We start from the raw sequence: 17,891 nt of genomic DNA, 5'->3' as shown, positions 1-17,891 counted from the left end.
TTCTCATACCGGAGTTCCGGTATGAGAAGCAGCCCCCGGCACGACGGACCCAGAAGGGACCCGGGCCGCAGCCCGGTGTGTCAGGCGACCGACGGGTCGAGCAGGCCGGTGCGCAGCCGCTTCAGGATGCGGGTGATCAGACGCGAGACGTGCATCTGCGAGATCCCGAGCTCCTCGCCGATCTGTGCCTGGGTGCGCTCCTCGACGAAACGCATGTGGATGATCTGGCGCTGACGGTCGTCGAGGCCGGCGATCAGCGGCGCCAGGGAGTTGAAGTCCTCGACCAGTTCGAGCGCGGGGTCGTCCTCGCCGATGAAGTCCGCGAGGACACTCTCCCCGTCCGCGCCGTTGTCGGCCGTGAGCGCGGCGTCCAGGGACGAGGAGTTGTAGCCGTTGGAGGCCTTGCGGGCCTCGATGACCTCTTCCTCGGAGAGGGACATCAGCGCCGACAGCTCACGCGTGGTCGGGGTCCGGCCCAGCCGGGTGCGCAGCTCCTCGGTCGCCTTGGCCAGCTCGATGCGGGCTTCCTGCAGACGCCGGGGCACGTGGACGGCCCAGCTGGTGTCGCGGAAGAAGCGCTTGATCTCGCCGACGATGTAGGGGACGGCGAAGGAGGTGAACTCGACCTCGCGGGTGAGCTCGAACCGGTCGATCGCCTTGATGAGCCCGATCGTGCCGACCTGGACGATGTCCTCCATCTCGTCCTGGTTGCGGCTGCGGAAGCGGGCCGCCGCGTACCGCACGAGGGAGAGGTTCATCTCTATCAGGGTGTTGCGCGCGTACTGGTATTCGTGGGTGCCTTCCTCCAGCACCGCCAGCCGGTCGAAGAACTGGCGGGACAGGGTGCGCGCGTCCTTCGGGCTGACCTTCAGAGGCTCGTTGATCAGAGGAAGTGCCTCCCCCTGGACCGTCACCGCATGCCGTGCCGTGTCCGTTGCCATCGCTGCCGTCACGGCTGCCATGCGGTCCACCCCAAATCGTCCGAAGGAACTGAAGACAGGGCTCGTGTGCCCTGCCCTATGCGAGTCATGCCGGCCAACACACCGAAATTCTGGAACTTGTTCGTCCCGTGGTGCGCCGACGCCGGTTCAAGCACCCCTTCCTGCCGGAGGTGCCTTCCGGATGCACCCGGTCCCGACGGATGACCGGGCGGCCGAGTGACCGGGTGACCGGACGGCCGAGTGGCCGAGCGGGCGGCTGATCAGGTGGTGAGGTGACCCGTGGTGGGCGGGCGTCGCGCGAGAGCGAAGGCCCGGACCCCAGGTACGGGTCCGGGCCTTCGTCCGGAGGACTGTCCACCGACGGCTACTGCTGCTTCTCGCCGCTCCGCTCAGCCAGCCGCGCCGCCTGCCGTTCCGTCTGCGCGGTGGCGTTGGCCAGGGTTCCGCCGGAGCTTTCGAGATGGGCGCGCACGAACCACTGGAACTGTTCCAGTGAACGCAGCTGCCCGATGAGGAGGTCCTCGGTCACCGGATCGATCTTGCCGATCTCGGCGACGGCCGCGCGGTGCTCCTCGACGATCCCCGTGTAGACCAGGTCGAGGGCCCCGAGATGGGCGATCGCGTCCGCGCGGCCGACGCTGTAGTCGTCCCAGGTGCGCTCGGCCACCAGGGCCCCCGGGGTGCCCTGGGGCACCCCGCCGAGGGCGGAGACACGCTCGGCGGTGTCATCGGCCATCCCCCGTACCGATTCCACCTGCGGGTCGAGCATCTCGTGCACGGCGATGAAATGCGGGCCCACGACGTTCCAGTGAATGTGCTTCAGCGTGAGGGAGAGGTCGTTGAGGGCGTGCAGCCGTGTACGGAGCAGATCGATGATCCTGCCGCCGTCGCTCGTGCTGATCCCGGGAATCGTGTAGTTCGGGGTCGTGGAAGAAGCCATGATTTCATTCTTTCTTTCGCGTCGTATTCCCTGCGGGTCTTGTCTGCGGGTCTTCGCGGACGCCGCGTCGACGGCGTGACTACCAGCGGTACCAGCGTCCACGGCGGCCCCCGGCCGCCCCGGGCCGTACCACGAAACCGAGCAGCCAGACGGCCAGCACGATGACGGCGATCCACCACAGGGCCTGAACGGCGAAGCCGGCGCCGAAAAGCAGCAGAGCGAGCAGAAGGACCACGATCAGGGGAACCATTCGGTATCAACCTCCAGGACCGCGAGTGCCCCGGTTCCCTGGGGCCACACATGTCCCCCGGGCCTACTCGCCCCTGTTGCGCCAGTACCAGACCGCTCCCACGACGAGCGCGAGGAAGGCGGCCAGGGGCAGGATCAGGCCCGGGACGCGGGACGCGATCACGACGCCGCTCCGCCCGGGAGGCGGGCCGGGGCGGCCGGGACGTGTGCCATGGAGTCTGCTTCCGACGGACTGCGGGCCGGTACGGCGCGGACGGCGAGGGAGCGGACCGAACGGTACGCGCGGGCCCGGGTGGCGGGGGCTCAATGATGGCCCCAGGGAACGCCGTTGGGGGCCGCCCGGGAGGGCTGGACTTGTGTACGGCGGTCGTCGTCACCCCGCCCAGACGTCATTCGAACGGCTGAACGACTTTCTGGTGACTGGCTCGTTGTCCTGTCGTGAGCATCGTCGATGCGGAGATGAGGAACCGATGAGCCGACACCGCAAGGGGCGCAGGCACCGCACGGTGAACATGACGCCGCGTCCGGTCGGACGGGCCGGGGCGCCGCGTGCTGTGCCGCCGGCGACGGCCGGTCGTGAGGAAGTGACGGCAGGCCGTGGGACGCCGTCGACCGGACGTGAGGCGCGGGTGGCCGGTGAGGGAGCACCGTCGGCCGGACGTGAATCGCGGGTGGCCGGTCGCGGGGAACCGTCGGCCGGACGCGAGGAGGCGGCCGCCGGTCGTGAGACGCCGGCGACCGGGGGCGCGGGCGTGCCGACGCCCGCTCGCGCCCCGCTTCCCGGGCAGATCCAGGGGGACGAGGGGGACGAGGAGCACCCCGCCGTTCTGCGGAGGGTGCGGGAGAGCGGACTGAGCCGCCACGCGGTGCGTACGTGGGAGCAGTTGGCGAGCGCCGGCGCGAAGGGGTCCGGCCTGGACGAACTCTGCGCGGCCGTCGGCTTCCAGGAGGCCACCGTCCTGCGGCATCTGAAGGGACTGGCCGACCAGGGGCTCGTCGTGCGGGAGGAATCCGTCTGGCGGGCGGCCGGTGCGGGCCTGGAGCCGGCAGCGCCGGAGCGCGAAGAGGCGCCCGAGTCCGTCGTCTCCTAGCGATTCGTCAGGACGCGCCCGGCGAAGGCGTTTTCCTTCGCCGGGCGCGCCCGCGTCCTCCCGGTGCCCGAGATGCCCGTATTCCTCCCGGGCGGGTGACGAGGGCGACCGGAGGTGGTGTCGGCGGGCGTCCTGGGGGCATCCGGACGTCACCATTACTTCGGAAGAGGAGACATCATGCTCGGCATCGTCGCGGCGGTCCTGCTGTTCATAGCGTTCCTGATCAACGCCGCGGACATCTCAACGAATGACGTGTTCACGTCAACCAACGTCATGCTCATCGGCCTGGCCCTGCTCGCACTTCACGTGGCCGGGATCGGCAGTGGCTGGGCCGCCCGGGGGCGCAGGCGCTGACGCGGGGCGGGCGGAGGGTACGCGAACCGGACGCGTCCCGCGGGGCTTGACGGGACTTGTGGTGGGTGACTTGCAGTGACGCGGCCCGACGCGAGATGGTTGCCGGAAGGAAACTGTTCTCGTCCTCGGAAAGAAGGTTGTGGGCACGCAGTCACGCGCCCTTGCTCGTGGACACTTCCCAGCAGCCTCCCGCCGGCCCGCGCGGTATCGATTCCGGTACGACGTGGGGCGCCGCCCCCTACCCCGTCCTGGTCGCCGACCCGTCCGGTGACGTCGTCGAAGTGAACGCGGCGGCGGCAGCCCTTTTCCCGAGCGCCGTTCCCGGCGCGTGGCTGCGCTGTGTGGTGCCGGAGTGGATCGCGGACGCGCACGCCCGGACCGGTTCCCCCGCCGTGGAGAGCGGGGACACCGCGTCCGGATCTCCCGCGTCCCCCGTCCACGGGCCGGTCGGTGACCGGAGCTTCGAGGCACATCCCACCCGCACGGACGACGGTGACGTGATGTGGTGGCTGGTCGACGACACCGACCGGCGGCTCGCCGAGGACGCCCTCGCGAGCGAACGCAAGCGCACCGCGTTCCTGGCCGGCGCCTCCAGCGCGCTGCTGTCGTCACTGAACGTCGAGCGCTGCATGGAGGTCACCGCCCGCCTGGCCGCCGAACACCTCGCCGACGCCGCCGTGATCGTCGCTCCGCCACGCGGGCGGAAGGTGCCCGTGACGTACTGCGGGCCCGACGGCGACGTCGTGCACCGGCAGATCCAGGCCGACCCGGACCAACTGCCCGGCCTGAGCGACGCCCTGCGCGGATTCCCGCCCGTGCCGTCGCGCTGGATCGACCCGGCCGCCGTTCCCGGGTGGGCCGTCCCCGACGGGTTCACCGACCCGGTCGGCTCCGCCGTCGTGACGCCCCTGCCCGGCCACGGGGTGCCCGCGGGCGCGCTCGTGCTGCTGCGCTCCGGCCGCCAGACGGCCTTCACCGAGAGCGAGGAGATCTTCGCCCGTCTCTTCGCCGCCCGGGCGGGTGCCGCGATGTCGGCGGCCCGCATGTACGCGGAGCAGGCCGCCATCACCACCACCCTGATGCGCGAACTGCTGCCGCCCCAGCTCCACAGCGTGCACGGCGTGGAGTTCGCCGGGAAGTACCTGCCCTCGGGCCAGGCCGACCGGGTGGGGGGCGACTTCTACGACGTGCATCCCGGCGCCGACGAGGGGCAGGAATCCCTCGTCGTCCTCGGGGACGTGTGCGGCAAGGGCCTGGACGCCGCGGTGCTCACCGGCAAGGTCCGCAACACGGTGCAGGCGCTCCTGCCGCTGGCCGAGGACCACCAGCGGCTGCTGGGACTGCTCAACGGGGCGCTGATGAACTCCCATCACACCCGCTTCGTCACCCTGGCCCTGGCCTCCGTCGTGCGCCGCGGCGGGACGGTCCGCCTGCGGGTCACCAGCGCCGGACACCCCGCTCCGCTGATCGTCCGGGCTGACGGCCTGGTCGAGACGGTCGAGACGCGGGGGACGCTGGTCGGCGCGTTCTGGGACATCAGTTCCACCACGGCCGAGGTCGAACTGGCCCCGGGGGAGACGTGTCTGTTCTTCACCGACGGCATCACCGAGGGCAGGGGCGGACCGCTGGGGGACGAGCTGTTCGGCGTCCGGCGGCTGGAGTCCGCGCTGGCCCGCTGCGCCGGGCTGCCCGCCGAGGCCGTGGTCGAGCACATCCAGATGCTCGCCGCGCAGTGGGTCGGGCGCGGCGGCCATGACGACATGGCGACGGTCGCGGTCACCGCACCGCACCACGCGCACCTGAGCGCGGTGAACGGCCACACCCGGGGCAGGTACACCGCATGACGAGTCCGTCCGTCCGCTGCGAGGACCACGACGCCACCGTGCTCGAACACGCCCGCGACCGCCTGTGGTCGGCGGTCAGTACGGGTGACGAATCCGGTGCCGCCGCCGCGGTCTTCGCCACCCTGGGACCCGCCGCCGACGCGGAGACGGTTCTGCTCGACGTGATCGCCCCCGTACAGGTGAGGGTGGGCGCGGAATGGGCGGCGAACCGGCTGACCGTCACGCAGGAGCACACCGCCACCGCGATCCACGAGCGGGTCATCGGCGCCCTCACCCGGCACCCCGGCCACCGGAACGACACCCCCGACGGCCCCCGCGTCACCGTGGCCTGTAAGGACTTCCCGCGTGCCCGCCGAACCCTGGGCCGGGCGCGGGAGGCGCTCGCCGCCCGAGCGCCGTCAGCACAGGTCCCCGGCCCCGGAAAGCCCGCATGACCCCTTCGAACACCCCGCCCTTCACGCTCACCGTCGAGGCCGAGGCCACAACCGTCCTGATCCACGTCGCCGGTGACCTCGACTTCGAGACGTGCGGCGAACTGATGAGGACCGTCGAGGAATGCCTCGGCGACCGGCGCGACGACGGCGACGGGCCGGCCGCACTGCGCGTCGCGTTCTCCGCGCTCGACAGCATCGACTCCATGGGCCTGTCCACGCTGCTGATGATCCGTCGGCTGACGGACCTCGCGGGCGTCCGCCTCCACCTGGACGAGCGTCCCCCCGCCCTGGAACGACTCCTGGACATCACCGGCACGCTCCACCACCTCACCGCGCCCGGTGCCGAGGGCAGCGGTGCGCGACGGCCCGGCGCGGGCTGACCTTCCGAACAGCCGTACGTGGCTGTCACGCGCGTCGGCGAATACGCCGACGCACCGGAATTTCCGCCGAATGCGATCCGGATACCAGGGTATTTGCAGCTCTGGAGCACGCGGGAGACGGTTTCCCCGTCCCGCGATCTCCCTCCGCCGGGTTTCCCCACGGGTGCGTCACCGGCGGAGCGAACCGGCTACGCAGGAGGAAAGAAGAGATGACGCTCGAGAGAATCTGGTCGTACGCGCCGCATTTCCGCAGCCCCGAGGCACAGGACCTCACGGGGTTCGCCGTCGAGGCGACCGACGGGACGATAGGACATGTGGACCGGCAGGCCGACGATTCCGGGATGCGCCATCTCGTCGTCGACACCGGTGTGTGGGTGTTCGGCAAGAGCGTCCTGGTGCCCGTGGGTGTGGTCGCCGACATCGACTCGGCGACGCAGAAGGTGACGATGGCATGCACCAGGGACGAGATCAAGTCGGCACCGCGCTTCCGGACCGACAGCGAGACCCTCGACCCCGAATACCTCGCCCGGGTCGGCACCTACTACCGCAGCCTGCCGCCGAGGCAGCCCGCCTGATGGCGGCCGCAGAGAGCAACCCCCGGGCCCGGGGCCGTCGGCGGAACCCGGCGCGGCCGCCGCACGGCCCGGTCCCACGGAGTGGACGTCGTATCCGCAGTCGTGCATGCGGAGGCTCAACCCGTGCCGAAACGCACATGGGACACGTGATGCCCGTGATGCCAGGCCGGAAGAGTGCCCTTGCACCAGCAGAGCAGAAAGAGTGTGGAGATGCCCGACGAGTTGGAGGCCACCGTCACGTACGCGGAGGCCCAAGACGCGTTCGTGGTGCGAGTCGGCGGCGACATCGACCACGAGAGCGCGCCCCAACTGGAGGAAGCCCTTGATCTCGCGCGACGGGTGGGCGCCGCCCGCACGGTCGTCGACCTGTCGGGGACCCTCTTCGCGGACTCGTCGATCCTGCACGTCCTCCTGGAAGCGCAGCGCGCCCATCGGGCCTGCGGCACGTTCATGGTGGTGTGCGGGCCCTTCAGAGACATCGTCCGCAGGCTGTTCGACGTGACGGGCACGGAGGGCTTCTTCGTCCTCACCGACAGCGTACGGGCGGCGATGACCGTAGCCGATCCGGCGGTCGGGCGATGACGGCCGGTGTGCCGCGGCAGGGCGCGACCCACGAGGAAACCGTATGAGAGCAGCGGAACGCAGGGACATCACCATCACGGACCAGAACGACGCACTCCAGCACGCCTCTCTCGCCCCGCCGTCGAGGCCCTCGGCGGCCCGGGCGCCCGAGGTGACGAGCCCCGCGACGGCACGCCGGCAGGTGGCGGCCCTCGTGCGCGAACACTGGAGATCCGCCGGTGGGGTGCGTCAGGAGGCCCTCGTCGACCTGCTTCTGGTGGTCTCGGAGCTGGTCACGAACGCCATCCGGCACGGTGAGGGCCTGGCCGGGTTCCGGGCGACACCGACCGCGGCAGGCATCCGGCTGGCCGTGCGCGACAACAGCGACGTCGTGCCGGCCGGCGCCTTCGGCTTCGCGGCGATTCCCGACGGGTACCGCCCGAACGGGTACGGATGGCCCCTGATCAACCGCCTCGCCCGTGAGGTCACCGTCGAACCGTCACCGGGCGGCGGCAAGACGATCCGGGTCCTCGTCCCGCTGACGTGACGGTCCGAGGCCGGGGCGGACGCCCCGCCTTCCCCGACGCCCGACCGCCTGCGATGATCGTCCACGGACCGTGCCCGCGCCCGCGGGCGAGCGCCTCCCCGGACGTGGCCCGGCCGGACAGGGGCGGGATCCGACGCCGCCGATGAGGAGCCCGAGTTGACCTTCGACGTCGGCGCGTTGCGCGCCCAGATCCCCGCCCTGCGGGCCGGTCTCGCCCACTTCGACGCTCCGGGCGGGACACAGACGCCCGCCCCGGTCGTCGCGGCGATCGCCGACGCGCTCGAGGGCCCCCTTTCGATCCGGGGCAGTGTCGCCCCGGGAGAGGCGAACGCGGAGGCGCTCGTCAGGGAGTTCAGGCAGGCCATGGCCGACCTGCTGGGGACGCACCCCTCAGGGGTCGTCTTCGGCCGCAGTGCCACCCAGCTCACCTACGACTTCTCCCGGACGCTGGCGAAGGACTGGGCGCCCGGCGACGAGATCGTGGTGAGCCGTCTCGACCACGACGCCAACATCCGCCCCTGGCTCCAGGCCGCGGAGCAGGCCGGCGCCGTGGTCCGGTGGGCGGACTTCGATCCGGCGACGGGCGAACTCCCGCCGTCGGCCGTGGGAGACCTGCTCACCGAGCGGACCCGGCTGGTCGCCGTGACCGCCGCCTCCAACCTCATCGGCACGATCCCGGACATCCCGGAGATCGCCCGGCTGGTCCACGGCACGGGCGCCCTGCTCCACGTCGACGGAGTGCACTACGCGGCCCACGCCTTCGTGGACCTCGCGGAGCTCGGCGCCGACCTCTTCGTGTGTTCGCCCTACAAGTTCCTCGGCCCGCACCACGGTGTCCTCGCGGCGTCCGCGGACCTGCTGGAGACGCTGCGCCCGGACAAGCTGCTGCCGTCCACCGACGCGGTCCCGGAGCGTTTCGAGCTCGGGACGCTGCCCTACGAACTCCTCGCCGGCACCCGCGCCGCCGTCGACCTGCTCGCCGGTCTGGGAACCGGCCCGGCGGAGGGCCGCCGGGCACGCCTCGGTTCCGCGCTCCGGTCCGTCGAGCGGCACGAGCGGGAGCTGCGCGACCTGACGGAGTCCGGACTGGCCGCACTGGACGGCGTCACCGTCCACTCACGGGCCGCCGAGCGCACCCCCACCCTGCTCCTGACCTTCGACGACCGCGACGCGGTGGACGCCTACCACTTCCTGGCGGAGCGGGGCGTCCACGCGCCCGCGGGTTCCTTCTACGCGCTGGAGGCGTCACGGCACCTCGGACTGGGCGACACCGGCGGTCTGCGTGTCGGGCTCGCGCCGTACAACCACCAGGGCGACGTGGAGCGGCTCCTCGACGGCCTGGCGGCGTTCCTGAAGTCGTGACCGGTCCAGCGGAGGAACCGCTCCCGCGCGACGCGTCCCGCCGGTAGCGGCGGCGATCCGTGTACCCGGGACCGGCGGGCCCCGCGGAGAACCAGGCTCCGCGGGCCGGTGGGCCGCCGGCCCCTAGTGGTCCGCGGGTCGGTGCTCCGGCGCGCCGAGCATCCGCAGCGCGTCGTCCAGCCGGCGCGGCCGCAGCAGTCCGGGTCCCGGGTCCTCGTCCCAGCCCGGGCCGCCGAGCAGGACGAGGCTCCGCGTCCGCGCGCCCCGTACGCCCCATCGTGTCCCGGCGACGTGGCGGGCGAGGGGCGGGTTCGCCGTGGAGCGCGACTGCGACCACAGGACCACCGCCGAGGGACCGACCCTTCGGACGGCCGCGATCAGTGCCTCGGCGGGCACGGTGCCACCGAGCATCAGGGCCGGCACGCCCCGCTCCGTCAGCACGGCGCCGAGCGCCTCGAGGGGCAGGGTGTGCGGTTCACCCGGAAGACAGGCCAGCAGGACGGGTGGCACACCCGTGCGCGGGTTCCGCGTCGCACACACGTACACGTGCCGGAGGGTGGCCGAGACGTGCCAGGTCAGCAGGTGCTCGACCTCGACGTACCGGTCGCCCGAGGACTCCCATTTGCGCCCGACCGCGCGGAGCGTGGGCACCATCACCTCGGCCCAGGCCGTCGCGAGTCCGTGCCTCTCGACCGCGGCGGTCAGCATGCCCTGCACGGCCGCCGCGTCCAGTCGTACGGCCGCGCGCGCCAGACCCCGGCACTCCAGCCGTACGTCGCCGAGCGGCAGACCGGTCCCCGACCGCGAGGCCGGCGCGCCCGGGGGAAGGGCCGTCGCGGGTGGTGAGTTCGGCATCCGCGGTTCGGCCGGCGGCCGTACCAGGGCGAGCGCGGGGGACCGGACGCGGCCGCGGGCCCGTTCCTTCGCCGCACGGGCGGCCTCCGCGGGAGGCAGACCCCCGGCCGTGAGCCGGCACATCTCCTGGAGCATGGCCACGTCCTCGGGTGTCCACCGGCGGTGGCGGCCGTCGGTCCGCAGGGCGGGACCGATCCCGTACCGGCGGTCCCAGGACCGCAGTGTCGTGGGCGACACGCCGAGTCTGCGCGCCAGGGAGCCGGTGGTCACGCCCGCGTCCGTGGAGTGCGGGGCCGCGTGTTCGGTCACCTTCATGGAGTGGCCTCCACCGGCGCGCGGCCGGGCGTCGCCCGGGTACGGGAGCACGGCCTCGTGAGGCGCCCGAGCGGGCGGAAGCAGCGGATCGTCACCAGTGGTTCGCCTCGATTCGGGCACCGTCCGGGATCGGCGGTCCGCCCGGCTCACCGCTTCTTCGGCGCTCGGGGGCCCCGCGGATGCAGGAAGACGCGGTCGGCCCCCGGACCGGACCCGGTTCAGGAGTCCTGGGCGGAGTCGCCGAGAAGTTCCCGCAGCACCACCTCGGGGTCGCAGAGCACCGACTGGAGCCTCGCCTCCTCGTACCCTTCGCCCAGGAGCGAGCGGGCGGTGTCCTCGTACCGCTCACGTACCGGTCCCAGTTCCGGTGTGCCGCGCTGCGGGTGCCCCACCGCGCCCCAGTACACCTCGCCGGCCCCGTACGCGGCGACCGCCGACTCCGCCTCACCCCGGGAGGCGAGCGCCGACGCCAGCAGGTCCAGGCCGAGCGCGAGGCCGAAGCTGTCACCGATGTGCCGTTTCCCGTCCAGCATCGACAGGGCGTGGACGGTGGCGTCCTCGGGGCGGTCCTCGAACAGGGAGATCAGCGCCAGCTGGTAGTCCGTGTACGAACGGGTCCACCACTCGCCGCGCCCGACACAGTCGCCGCGCAGACCCTCGGCCTCCGCACGCGCCTGCTCCAGCAGCCCTTCCGCGGTCAGCGCGAACACCCGCACCAGCCGGCACAGCACCCGGCCCGTGGAGGAGAACTCCGTCCCGTCCACGGACGCCAGAGCCCGGTCCACCTCGCTCCGCGCCGTCATCGGAAGGCCCTGGAGCAGCTGGGTCAGCCCCAGCAGATAGGCCGCCAGCAGGATTCCTTCGTCGTCGTCCTGGGCCTGCGCGCGACGGTGGCAGAACCCGGCGAGGGTCCGGGAGGGGTCGCGCTCGCCGCGCAGGACACGGGTGACGCCCAGCGCCCACAGAGCCTTGGTCCTGACCGGCCCGGCCTCGTCGGACAGCGCCAGCGCGTCCTCCAAGTACGAGGCCGACTCCCGCAGATGCCCGCAGCAACTCCAGAAGAAGCCGACCAGGCCCGCCAGTTCGAGCGCCGCGCGCGGGCGGACGGCGAGCAGGTGGTCGAGCGCCGCGCACAGATCGGCGTTCGCCCGGTCGATCCGCCCGTACCAGCGGGCCTGCTCCGGACCCGGCCAGCCCGCGTCGGCGTCGCGGGCCAGCTCCAGGAAGTGCCGGGCGTGCCGGTCCGACAGCTCGGCGCTCTGGCCGAGTTCGTCGAGCCACATGCGCCCGTACTCCCGGACGGTGTCGAGCATCCGGTACTGATCGCCGTTGCGCGAGAGGACCGACTTCCGCACCAGCCCGGTCAGCGCCCGGTCCACGTCCGACGCGAGGAGCGGGCCCCCGGCGCACACGGCGCCCACCGTGTCCGCGTCCACGACGTCACGGAACACGGACAGGCGTGCCCACATCAGGCGCTCCTGGGGCGTGCACAGTTCGTGACTCCAGCCGACCGAGGTCCGTACCGCCCGGTTCCGCGCCGGACCGGCGAGCAGGGTGTTGCCGCCGTCCGCCGCGATGTCCAGCCTCGATCCGAGCTCCCACTCCACTTCCGTGAGCGTACGGTGCGACAGCTGTCCCGCGGTCAGCTCGACGGCGAGCGGCATCCCTTCCAGCCGTCGGCACAGCCGGGCGACGGCCACCAGGTCCGCGGGGGCCGACAGCACCGTTCCCGCGGCCGAGGCCCGGCGGCAGAAGAGTTCCACGGCGTCGGTGGCCGGTGGCAACGGGCCCACGGGAACGACGTGTTCGCCCGGCAGGCCGAGCGGCTCCCGGCTGGTCGCGAGCACGCTCAGCGCGGGGCAGGCCTTGAGCAGGCCGGCGATCACCGGCCGGCAGGCCGCGAGCAGGTGCTCACAGGAGTCGAGCACGAGCAGGACGTCCTTGTCCGCGAGCCAGGTCCCCAGGGCGTCCAGCGGCATCGTCGTCGTGTGGTCGGAGAAGTCCAGCGCGTCGGCGAGGGTCGCGACGAGCAGCCGCTCGTCCTGGAGGGTCCAGAGATCGGCCCAGGCCACCCCGCGGGCCTCCGCGCGCAGGACGCGTTCCGCCGCGTGCAGCGCCAGACGGCTCTTGCCCACACCGCCTACCCCGGTCAGGGTGACCACCCGGTGCCCGCGCAAGGCCTCGGCGAGACGGATGAGTTCGTCGCGGCGCCCGACGAATCCGGGCGGAGCTTCCGGCAGGTTTCTCAACACGTCCGACAGTCTGACGCCCTGCGTCCCCCCGCGTGGCGGGGTTGGCCCGCCCGGTACCCGGACTTGAGGACTCCGCTCCCGGCGACGCCGAAGTCCCGCCGAGCGGAGGGACGCTGACGGCCGCTCACTGGGCGGGGGACGGCAGCCTGCTCCGCGACGGTGCCAGCGCCCATCGCACCACCGAGGTCACGACACCGCCGAGGGGGCGTACGAACAGTCCGTCGACCACCGGAAGTCGGGGGAGCCGCAGCTCCGCGGCGGCCCAAGGGGGCAGCAGGGAGACGGCGTTGGCGGCGAGAACCCCGTAGGGCACGCGGGCGACGAGCGGCACCGGCGGGTCGAGCAGCAGGAAGCGCGCGGTGGCGCGCGCCTCGGGGGTGGCCCGCAGTTCGCCCCGGTACGCCGTCAGTCGCGCGGCCAGTTCCGCGCGGCTCCTCGGCGGGTCGGTGACACCGAGCGCGACGGCGACCCGGGCGGTGTCCGCGACGTACGCGTCGCAGTCGTCGTCGGACAGGGGACGGACGCCGTAACGCTGGTGCGCGCGCAGGAAGCTGTCGGTCTCCGCGAGGTGGACCCAGCCGAGCAGCCGTGGGTCCGAGGCGTGGTACGGCGTTCCCTCGCCGGTGACTCCGCGCACCCGCTCGTGGACCGCGCGAACCCGGTCGCAGGCCCTCTGCGCGCTGTCGGCGGTGCCGTACGTCGTCACCGCCAGGAACGTGCTCGTGCGCTGCAGCCTGCCCCAGGGGTCGCCCCGGAAGCCCGAGTGGGCGGACACGGCCGCCATGGCGAGCGGGTGGAGCGACTGGAGGAGCAGGGCCGAGAGCCCGCCGATGAACATCGACGCGTCACCGTGCACCCTGCGGACGGGGCGGTCCGGGCCGAACCACCGGGGTCCGGGAGTGCCATGGATCCGGGCACGGTTCTCGGGGCCGTCGGGTCCCGCGACACGGGCGAAGAGGCTGTCCCCCAGCCGTTCGCGCAGGCGGGCGGCGTGCGGTCCGGTCGGTCTCGTCATGGTGGCCTTCCGTCGGGCGGTGGTCCCGTCGGTCCCGCCGTGCGGGCCTTCCGCCGTCGACGGCGGAAGGCCCGGGGACCACGGTCCATTGTCCCGTCGGTCGGGGACACGGCACCGTCCCGTCATGGATTCCGTGCCCCGGATGCTTCCGGATGCGGCCCGGGAGGGGCCATCGCCGACGACCGCGCCGATCCCCGCCTTCGCCCCTCTCCGTGCCCCTCTTTGCCTCCGCTCTTTGGCTCCGCGCTCTTCTCTTCAGCCCCGTGCCGCGGACTCCTGCGGGGGAGCGGCGCAGGCAGTCGATGCAGAGTCGATGCAAGTTGCCGCGCCGCATCGGATCTCCGCATGGTGGCAGGGACGGAACGGCTCCGAACGGCTGGAGCACCCGACATCTCCGGGACGGCACGCCCTGACGGCGGGGCACACCGTCCCGGAGCCGGGGCGGATTCCGCCCGGCACGAGGAGCAGTCACCATGACCGCACAGCAGAGCACCGAGCGGACTCCCGACTCCGCGGTGCCGAGGGCCGCGGCGCGGGAGTCACTCACCGACGAGGAACTCGCCACCGGATTCGCCGACGGCGACGAGGAGTGCCTCGCCGCCGCGTACCAGCGCTGGGGCGGCCTCGTCCACAGCCTGGCCCGGCGTTCCCTCGGGGACGCCGCCGAGGCGGAGGACGTCACCCAACTCGTCTTCCTCGCCGCCTGGCGGGGGCGCGCCGGCTTCTCGCCCGAGCGTGGCGCCGTCGCCGCCTGGCTCGTCGGGATCACCCGCCGCAAGATCGCCGACGCGCTGACGGCCCGCACCCGGCGCGCCGAGCTGGTCGCGGCGGCCGGCGCGGTGATGTCCATGGCCGCACACGACTCCGCGTCTCCGGCCGACCGGGTGCTCGACCGGGTCCTCGTCCGGCACGAACTGGCTCGACTGCCCGCGCCGCAGCGCCGCGCCCTCAGCCTCGCCTTCTACGACGACCTCACGCACACCCAGATCGCGCAGCTCACCGGATGGCCTCTGGGGACGGTCAAGAGCCATGCCCGCCGCGGGCTGCATCGGCTCGGCCGCCGACTGCGGGAGGAGTCGGCGGTCGCCGGCCCTCGCGGCTGACGCGTTCGCGGGCCTCGTGAGGACGAGGCGGAAGTCCGCCGCCTCGTGAGCGCGGGGTGTGCCGAGCGGCCATGGCGCCGCCCTACACCGCGGGACCTCGGGAGGACGCCGTCCGCCGGGACGACGCGGACCCCGGGGACGACACGCCGTCGCCGGTCGAGACGGGGACGCCGAGCGGGCGGGCCAGACCGACCACACCCTCGTCCAGCCGTTGCAGATGCCGCAGGACACGCGTGGTGACCCGGTCGTGGCGCGGGCCGTCCGGTCCTTCCGGTTCCAGCAGGGCCGCGAGGCTCGCGCCGGTCTCGGCCACCCCCTCGGTGTCGTCGTCCTCGACGCGCGCGACGAGCACCTCGATGTTGTGCGCGATGCGCCGGCCGGCCCTCCTCAGACGTGGATCGGCCGCGACCGTCTTGCTGTGGGGGAGAAGTTCCGCGGTCGCCGCCAGGGAACGCGCGTGATAGGCGCACGTCTCCAGGAGGGCCACCAGATAGCGCGCCGTCTGACGGCGGGAGCGCAGCGGGGTGATCGGGTGGGTCAGGGGCTGGACCGAGGACCGCAGATCGTCCAGCGCCTTGTCGAGATCCCGCGCCCTGTCCAGCAGGTCGAGCGCGGGGCCGCCGCTGAGCTGGTCCACCGCCGCGCCGGTGACGTCCCCGAGCCGGCGCAACACGGTGGCCAGCAGTTCGTCGGTGCGGCGGTCGGTGTGCACCGGCAGGACCAGGGCGGCGGCGATGATCCCGCAGACGGCACCGAGCGCGGTCTCCTCGATGCGCAGGACCAGCACCGCGGTGCTGTAGGTGTTGAGCAGGGTGTACAGCAGGCCCAGCATCGCCGTGACGAAGAACGACATCAGTGCGTAGGACAGCGGCGCGGTGAAGAACATGGCGAAGATGAACAGCAGGACGAGCCCGAACGCCGTCCACGTGTGGGTGCCGACCAGGCCCGCCAGCAGGGCACCGGCGACGACACCGAGGACGGTGCCGATGAGCCGGCGGTACCCCTTGACGAGGATCTCCCCGGTGGACGCCGTGTTCAGGAACACGACCCAGCAGGTCAGTACCGCCCAGTACCAGCGCTGACTGGAGAGGAACTCGCCGCCGACGATGGCCAGCGCCGAGCCGACGGACACCTGGACCGCGGTCCGGGTCGTCGGACGCTCCCAGCCCCTGCGGTCGTTCTCCTCCCGTTCGGCCTCCTCGGATCCCGCGATGGAGACGTCCTCGGCGTCCAGCTCCTCGCGGGAACGGGTCGTCGACGGGGTGTCGTCGGACTCGTCCTGGGGCCCGTCGAGGGCCAGCCGCAGACCGAGTACGGAGCGCGCCGTCTCGCCGATGCCACGGAAGACGTCCTGCACGGCGGCCGAGGCCTGCGGCAGGTTCTCCTCCTCGCGGTAGCCGAGGAGCCGGTTGCGCAGGTGGGCCAGCGCGGTGCCGCGGTCGCCGGTGATCGGGCGCATGACCAGCAGACGCAGCGCGTCGAGATCGCGGCGCAGGGTGGCGGTGATGCCGTCCTGGGCCCGCAGGCGGTCTCCGGCCGCGGGCACCGGCGCGTGCGGCAGATGCAGGGTGAGCGTGTCGGCCCGTTCCGCGCTGCGGGCGGTGAGCAGGAGCACGCCGAGCCGCTCGGCGGCGATCTCGGCGTCGGCGACACGGCGCTGCACGAGCGAGGCCGTGGCGCTGTCGCTGGTCCCCTCCGCCAGCTGTCCCTGGATCATCATCGCGCTCTCGTGGAGCCGGGCCGTGTGCCGCCGCAGGTCCTCCAGCGCCTTCTCGACGCGGTCCGGCCCGGCGTCCAGCAGTTCGATCTGGGCGGACACGAGCTGGGCCAGGCGGGCGCGGAAGGCCTTCCGCAGCCGCTGCAGAACGCGTTCGGGCGTCTCGGGCACGACGACGAACCGCACCAGCGCGCTGCACACGAACGCGATGGCGAGCGTGACGCACAGGCCGGGCAGCGCGGTGAAGGTGGCCCTGACGAAGAGCGAGACGAAGTAGATCTGGAAGCCGATGAGACCCAGGGCGGTCCCGCGGTCGCCGAACCGGCGGCTGTACACGGCGGCGAAGATCAGCGCGATGAAGAAGAGGTCGCCCACGACGACGGTCTTGTTGAGCAGCGCCCCCAGCGACATCGCGGCGAGCGCCACGGGCAGTCCGAGCAGCAGCGTCAGTGCCTGTGCGCGGCGCTGTTTGTCCTTGATGGCGAAGGTGCCGACCATGGCCGCCATGGCTCCGGCCACCATGTGCGTGACATCCACACTCAGGAGGGCCAGCACGGCGAGCGTGAGCGCGATGGCGCCCACGGTCCGCAGCCCGGCCATGAGCCGCAGCAGCCCGGGATCCGATGCCGCGAATCGGTCCCAGATCCTTGTCCGGCGCGGCCGTGTCGCTGTCCTCACGCTGCCTTTCGTCCCCGTTCTCCGCCATGATCAGCGTTTCCCAGCATGGCACGAGTCGACGTCCGTGCCGCCGGGCGGGGGCTCGGGCGGCCGGCTCGTGGCGGCGGGCCCAGGGGGGTGGAGGTCCGGGGAGAACGCCGCCTGTCGCGGTAGCAGGGCGTACGCGGTACCAGGGCGTGTGGACGGAAGGCCGCCGATGGCGTCGCGGCGCCCGGCACGTCCAAGCGGCGCTCCGCCCGGCCCCGTCCTAGCGGCGCTCCAGGAAGACCTCGTCGCGGTAGCACCACGCCCAGGTCTCGCCCTCCTCGGCCGACCGGGCGATCGGATGCCCGGTCCGTTCGTAGTGCGCGGTCGCGTGTTTGCCTCGGGAGCTGTCGCAGCAGCCCAGGTGGCCGCAGGTGAGGCACAGCCGGAGGTGCACCCACCGCTGTCCCCGGGCCGTGCACTCCGCGCAGCCGGGCGCGGCCTCGGTCCTTCCGCCGGTCCCGGGGAAGGACCCGGCGTCCGCAGTGACCTCTCCCAGGTGCGAGCAGCTCCGGCCTTCGGGGCGTCCCCCGTCGGCGGCGACCGTCCATGTTTCCATCGGCCCTCCAAGGTGCAGTTTCCCGGCGGGCGACCTCGCCCGGCGCGACCCGTTCAGAAAATCACGGTGCCCCATCGGTTGGCCCAGGCGGACGG

General features: G+C 72.6%; 18 protein-coding genes. 10 read left to right on the top strand and 8 right to left on the bottom strand.

The window, feature by feature from the left end; translation table 11 throughout:
* Window positions 1-80 precede the first annotated feature (80 nt).
* From ACFV2J_RS24985 to ACFV2J_RS24975, 3 genes are all read right to left on the bottom strand, one after another.
* On the bottom strand, window positions 81-962 hold the full coding sequence (locus ACFV2J_RS24985; protein ID WP_385087163.1) for an RNA polymerase sigma factor SigF: 882 nt from the start codon (window positions 960-962) through the stop codon (window positions 81-83).
* Window positions 963-1,305: 343 nt separating this feature from the next.
* Window positions 1,306-1,881, bottom strand: coding sequence for a Dps family protein (locus tag ACFV2J_RS24980; protein ID WP_385440658.1), 576 nt, complete (start codon window positions 1,879-1,881; stop codon window positions 1,306-1,308).
* Between the two features lie 79 nt (window positions 1,882-1,960).
* A complete protein-coding gene (locus ACFV2J_RS24975; protein ID WP_385087168.1) occupies window positions 1,961-2,131 on the bottom strand; it encodes a hydrophobic protein in 171 nt (56 codons plus the stop codon).
* A gap of 751 nt (window positions 2,132-2,882) precedes the next feature.
* Between ACFV2J_RS24975 and ACFV2J_RS24970 the strand changes: the two genes are divergently transcribed.
* From ACFV2J_RS24970 to ACFV2J_RS24930, 9 genes are all read left to right on the top strand, one after another.
* Entirely contained in the window at window positions 2,883-3,221 is a 339-nt protein-coding gene (locus ACFV2J_RS24970; RefSeq protein ID WP_385087171.1) for a hypothetical protein, read from the top strand.
* A gap of 177 nt (window positions 3,222-3,398) precedes the next feature.
* Window positions 3,399-3,575: a hypothetical protein gene (locus tag ACFV2J_RS24965; protein WP_148014566.1), complete on the top strand. Its 177-nt coding sequence runs from the start codon at window positions 3,399-3,401 to the stop codon at window positions 3,573-3,575.
* Window positions 3,576-3,742: 167 nt separating this feature from the next.
* Complete coding sequence (locus ACFV2J_RS24960; protein WP_385087201.1) at window positions 3,743-5,419, top strand: PP2C family protein-serine/threonine phosphatase; 1,677 nt, start codon at window positions 3,743-3,745, stop codon at window positions 5,417-5,419.
* A complete protein-coding gene (locus ACFV2J_RS24955) occupies window positions 5,416-5,853 on the top strand; it encodes a B12-binding domain-containing protein (RefSeq protein WP_385087174.1) in 438 nt (145 codons plus the stop codon). Before ACFV2J_RS24960 ends, ACFV2J_RS24955 begins: the two co-directional genes overlap by 4 nt.
* Window positions 5,850-6,233, top strand: coding sequence for an STAS domain-containing protein (locus ACFV2J_RS24950; protein ID WP_385087177.1), 384 nt, complete (start codon window positions 5,850-5,852; stop codon window positions 6,231-6,233). The genes ACFV2J_RS24955 and ACFV2J_RS24950 overlap by 4 nt, the downstream gene beginning before the upstream one ends.
* A gap of 209 nt (window positions 6,234-6,442) precedes the next feature.
* Window positions 6,443-6,808: a PRC-barrel domain containing protein gene (locus ACFV2J_RS24945; RefSeq protein ID WP_385087180.1), complete on the top strand. Its 366-nt coding sequence runs from the start codon at window positions 6,443-6,445 to the stop codon at window positions 6,806-6,808.
* Window positions 6,809-7,018: 210 nt separating this feature from the next.
* The gene (locus tag ACFV2J_RS24940) at window positions 7,019-7,390 is read left to right on the top strand and encodes an STAS domain-containing protein (protein WP_385087183.1); all 372 of its coding nucleotides are present in this window, start codon (window positions 7,019-7,021) and stop codon (window positions 7,388-7,390) included.
* Window positions 7,391-7,433: 43 nt separating this feature from the next.
* A complete protein-coding gene (locus ACFV2J_RS24935; RefSeq protein WP_385087186.1) occupies window positions 7,434-7,916 on the top strand; it encodes an ATP-binding protein in 483 nt (160 codons plus the stop codon).
* Between the two features lie 156 nt (window positions 7,917-8,072).
* Window positions 8,073-9,278: a cysteine desulfurase-like protein gene (locus tag ACFV2J_RS24930; protein ID WP_385440651.1), complete on the top strand. Its 1,206-nt coding sequence runs from the start codon at window positions 8,073-8,075 to the stop codon at window positions 9,276-9,278.
* A gap of 123 nt (window positions 9,279-9,401) precedes the next feature.
* Here the strand turns inward: ACFV2J_RS24930 and ACFV2J_RS24925 are convergent, their stop codons facing one another.
* The 3 genes from ACFV2J_RS24925 to ACFV2J_RS24915 all read right to left on the bottom strand — a co-directional run bounded on the left by ACFV2J_RS24925 (window position 9,402) and on the right by ACFV2J_RS24915 (window position 13,715).
* Entirely contained in the window at window positions 9,402-10,448 is a 1,047-nt protein-coding gene (locus ACFV2J_RS24925; protein WP_385087191.1) for a MerR family transcriptional regulator, read from the bottom strand.
* Window positions 10,449-10,666: 218 nt separating this feature from the next.
* Window positions 10,667-12,700 carry an ATP-binding protein gene (locus tag ACFV2J_RS24920; RefSeq protein ID WP_385087193.1) on the bottom strand — a complete coding sequence of 678 codons (2,034 nt, stop codon included), beginning with the start codon at window positions 12,698-12,700 and terminating at the stop codon, window positions 10,667-10,669.
* Window positions 12,701-12,824: 124 nt separating this feature from the next.
* A complete protein-coding gene (locus ACFV2J_RS24915) occupies window positions 12,825-13,715 on the bottom strand; it encodes an oxygenase MpaB family protein (protein ID WP_385087195.1) in 891 nt (296 codons plus the stop codon).
* Window positions 13,716-14,188: 473 nt separating this feature from the next.
* Here ACFV2J_RS24915 and ACFV2J_RS24910 point away from each other — a divergent pair, with 473 nt between their 5' ends.
* Window positions 14,189-14,818: an RNA polymerase sigma factor gene (locus ACFV2J_RS24910; protein ID WP_385440646.1), complete on the top strand. Its 630-nt coding sequence runs from the start codon at window positions 14,189-14,191 to the stop codon at window positions 14,816-14,818.
* A gap of 82 nt (window positions 14,819-14,900) precedes the next feature.
* On the opposite strand, the gene ACFV2J_RS24905 is transcribed toward ACFV2J_RS24910, so the two are convergent.
* Together ACFV2J_RS24905 and ACFV2J_RS24900 are read right to left on the bottom strand one after the other, a co-directional pair.
* The gene (locus ACFV2J_RS24905; RefSeq protein ID WP_385087199.1) at window positions 14,901-17,135 is read right to left on the bottom strand and encodes an FUSC family protein; all 2,235 of its coding nucleotides are present in this window, start codon (window positions 17,133-17,135) and stop codon (window positions 14,901-14,903) included.
* Between the two features lie 325 nt (window positions 17,136-17,460).
* Window positions 17,461-17,796: a UBP-type zinc finger domain-containing protein gene (locus tag ACFV2J_RS24900; RefSeq protein ID WP_385440644.1), complete on the bottom strand. Its 336-nt coding sequence runs from the start codon at window positions 17,794-17,796 to the stop codon at window positions 17,461-17,463.
* Between the last annotated feature and the right edge of the window lie 95 nt (window positions 17,797-17,891).

The sequence above is a fragment of the Streptomyces sp. NPDC059668 genome, assembly GCF_042734135.1.
GTDB lineage: Bacteria > Actinomycetota > Actinomycetes > Streptomycetales > Streptomycetaceae > Streptomyces.
This window is presented reverse-complemented; position numbering and strand designations above follow the sequence as displayed.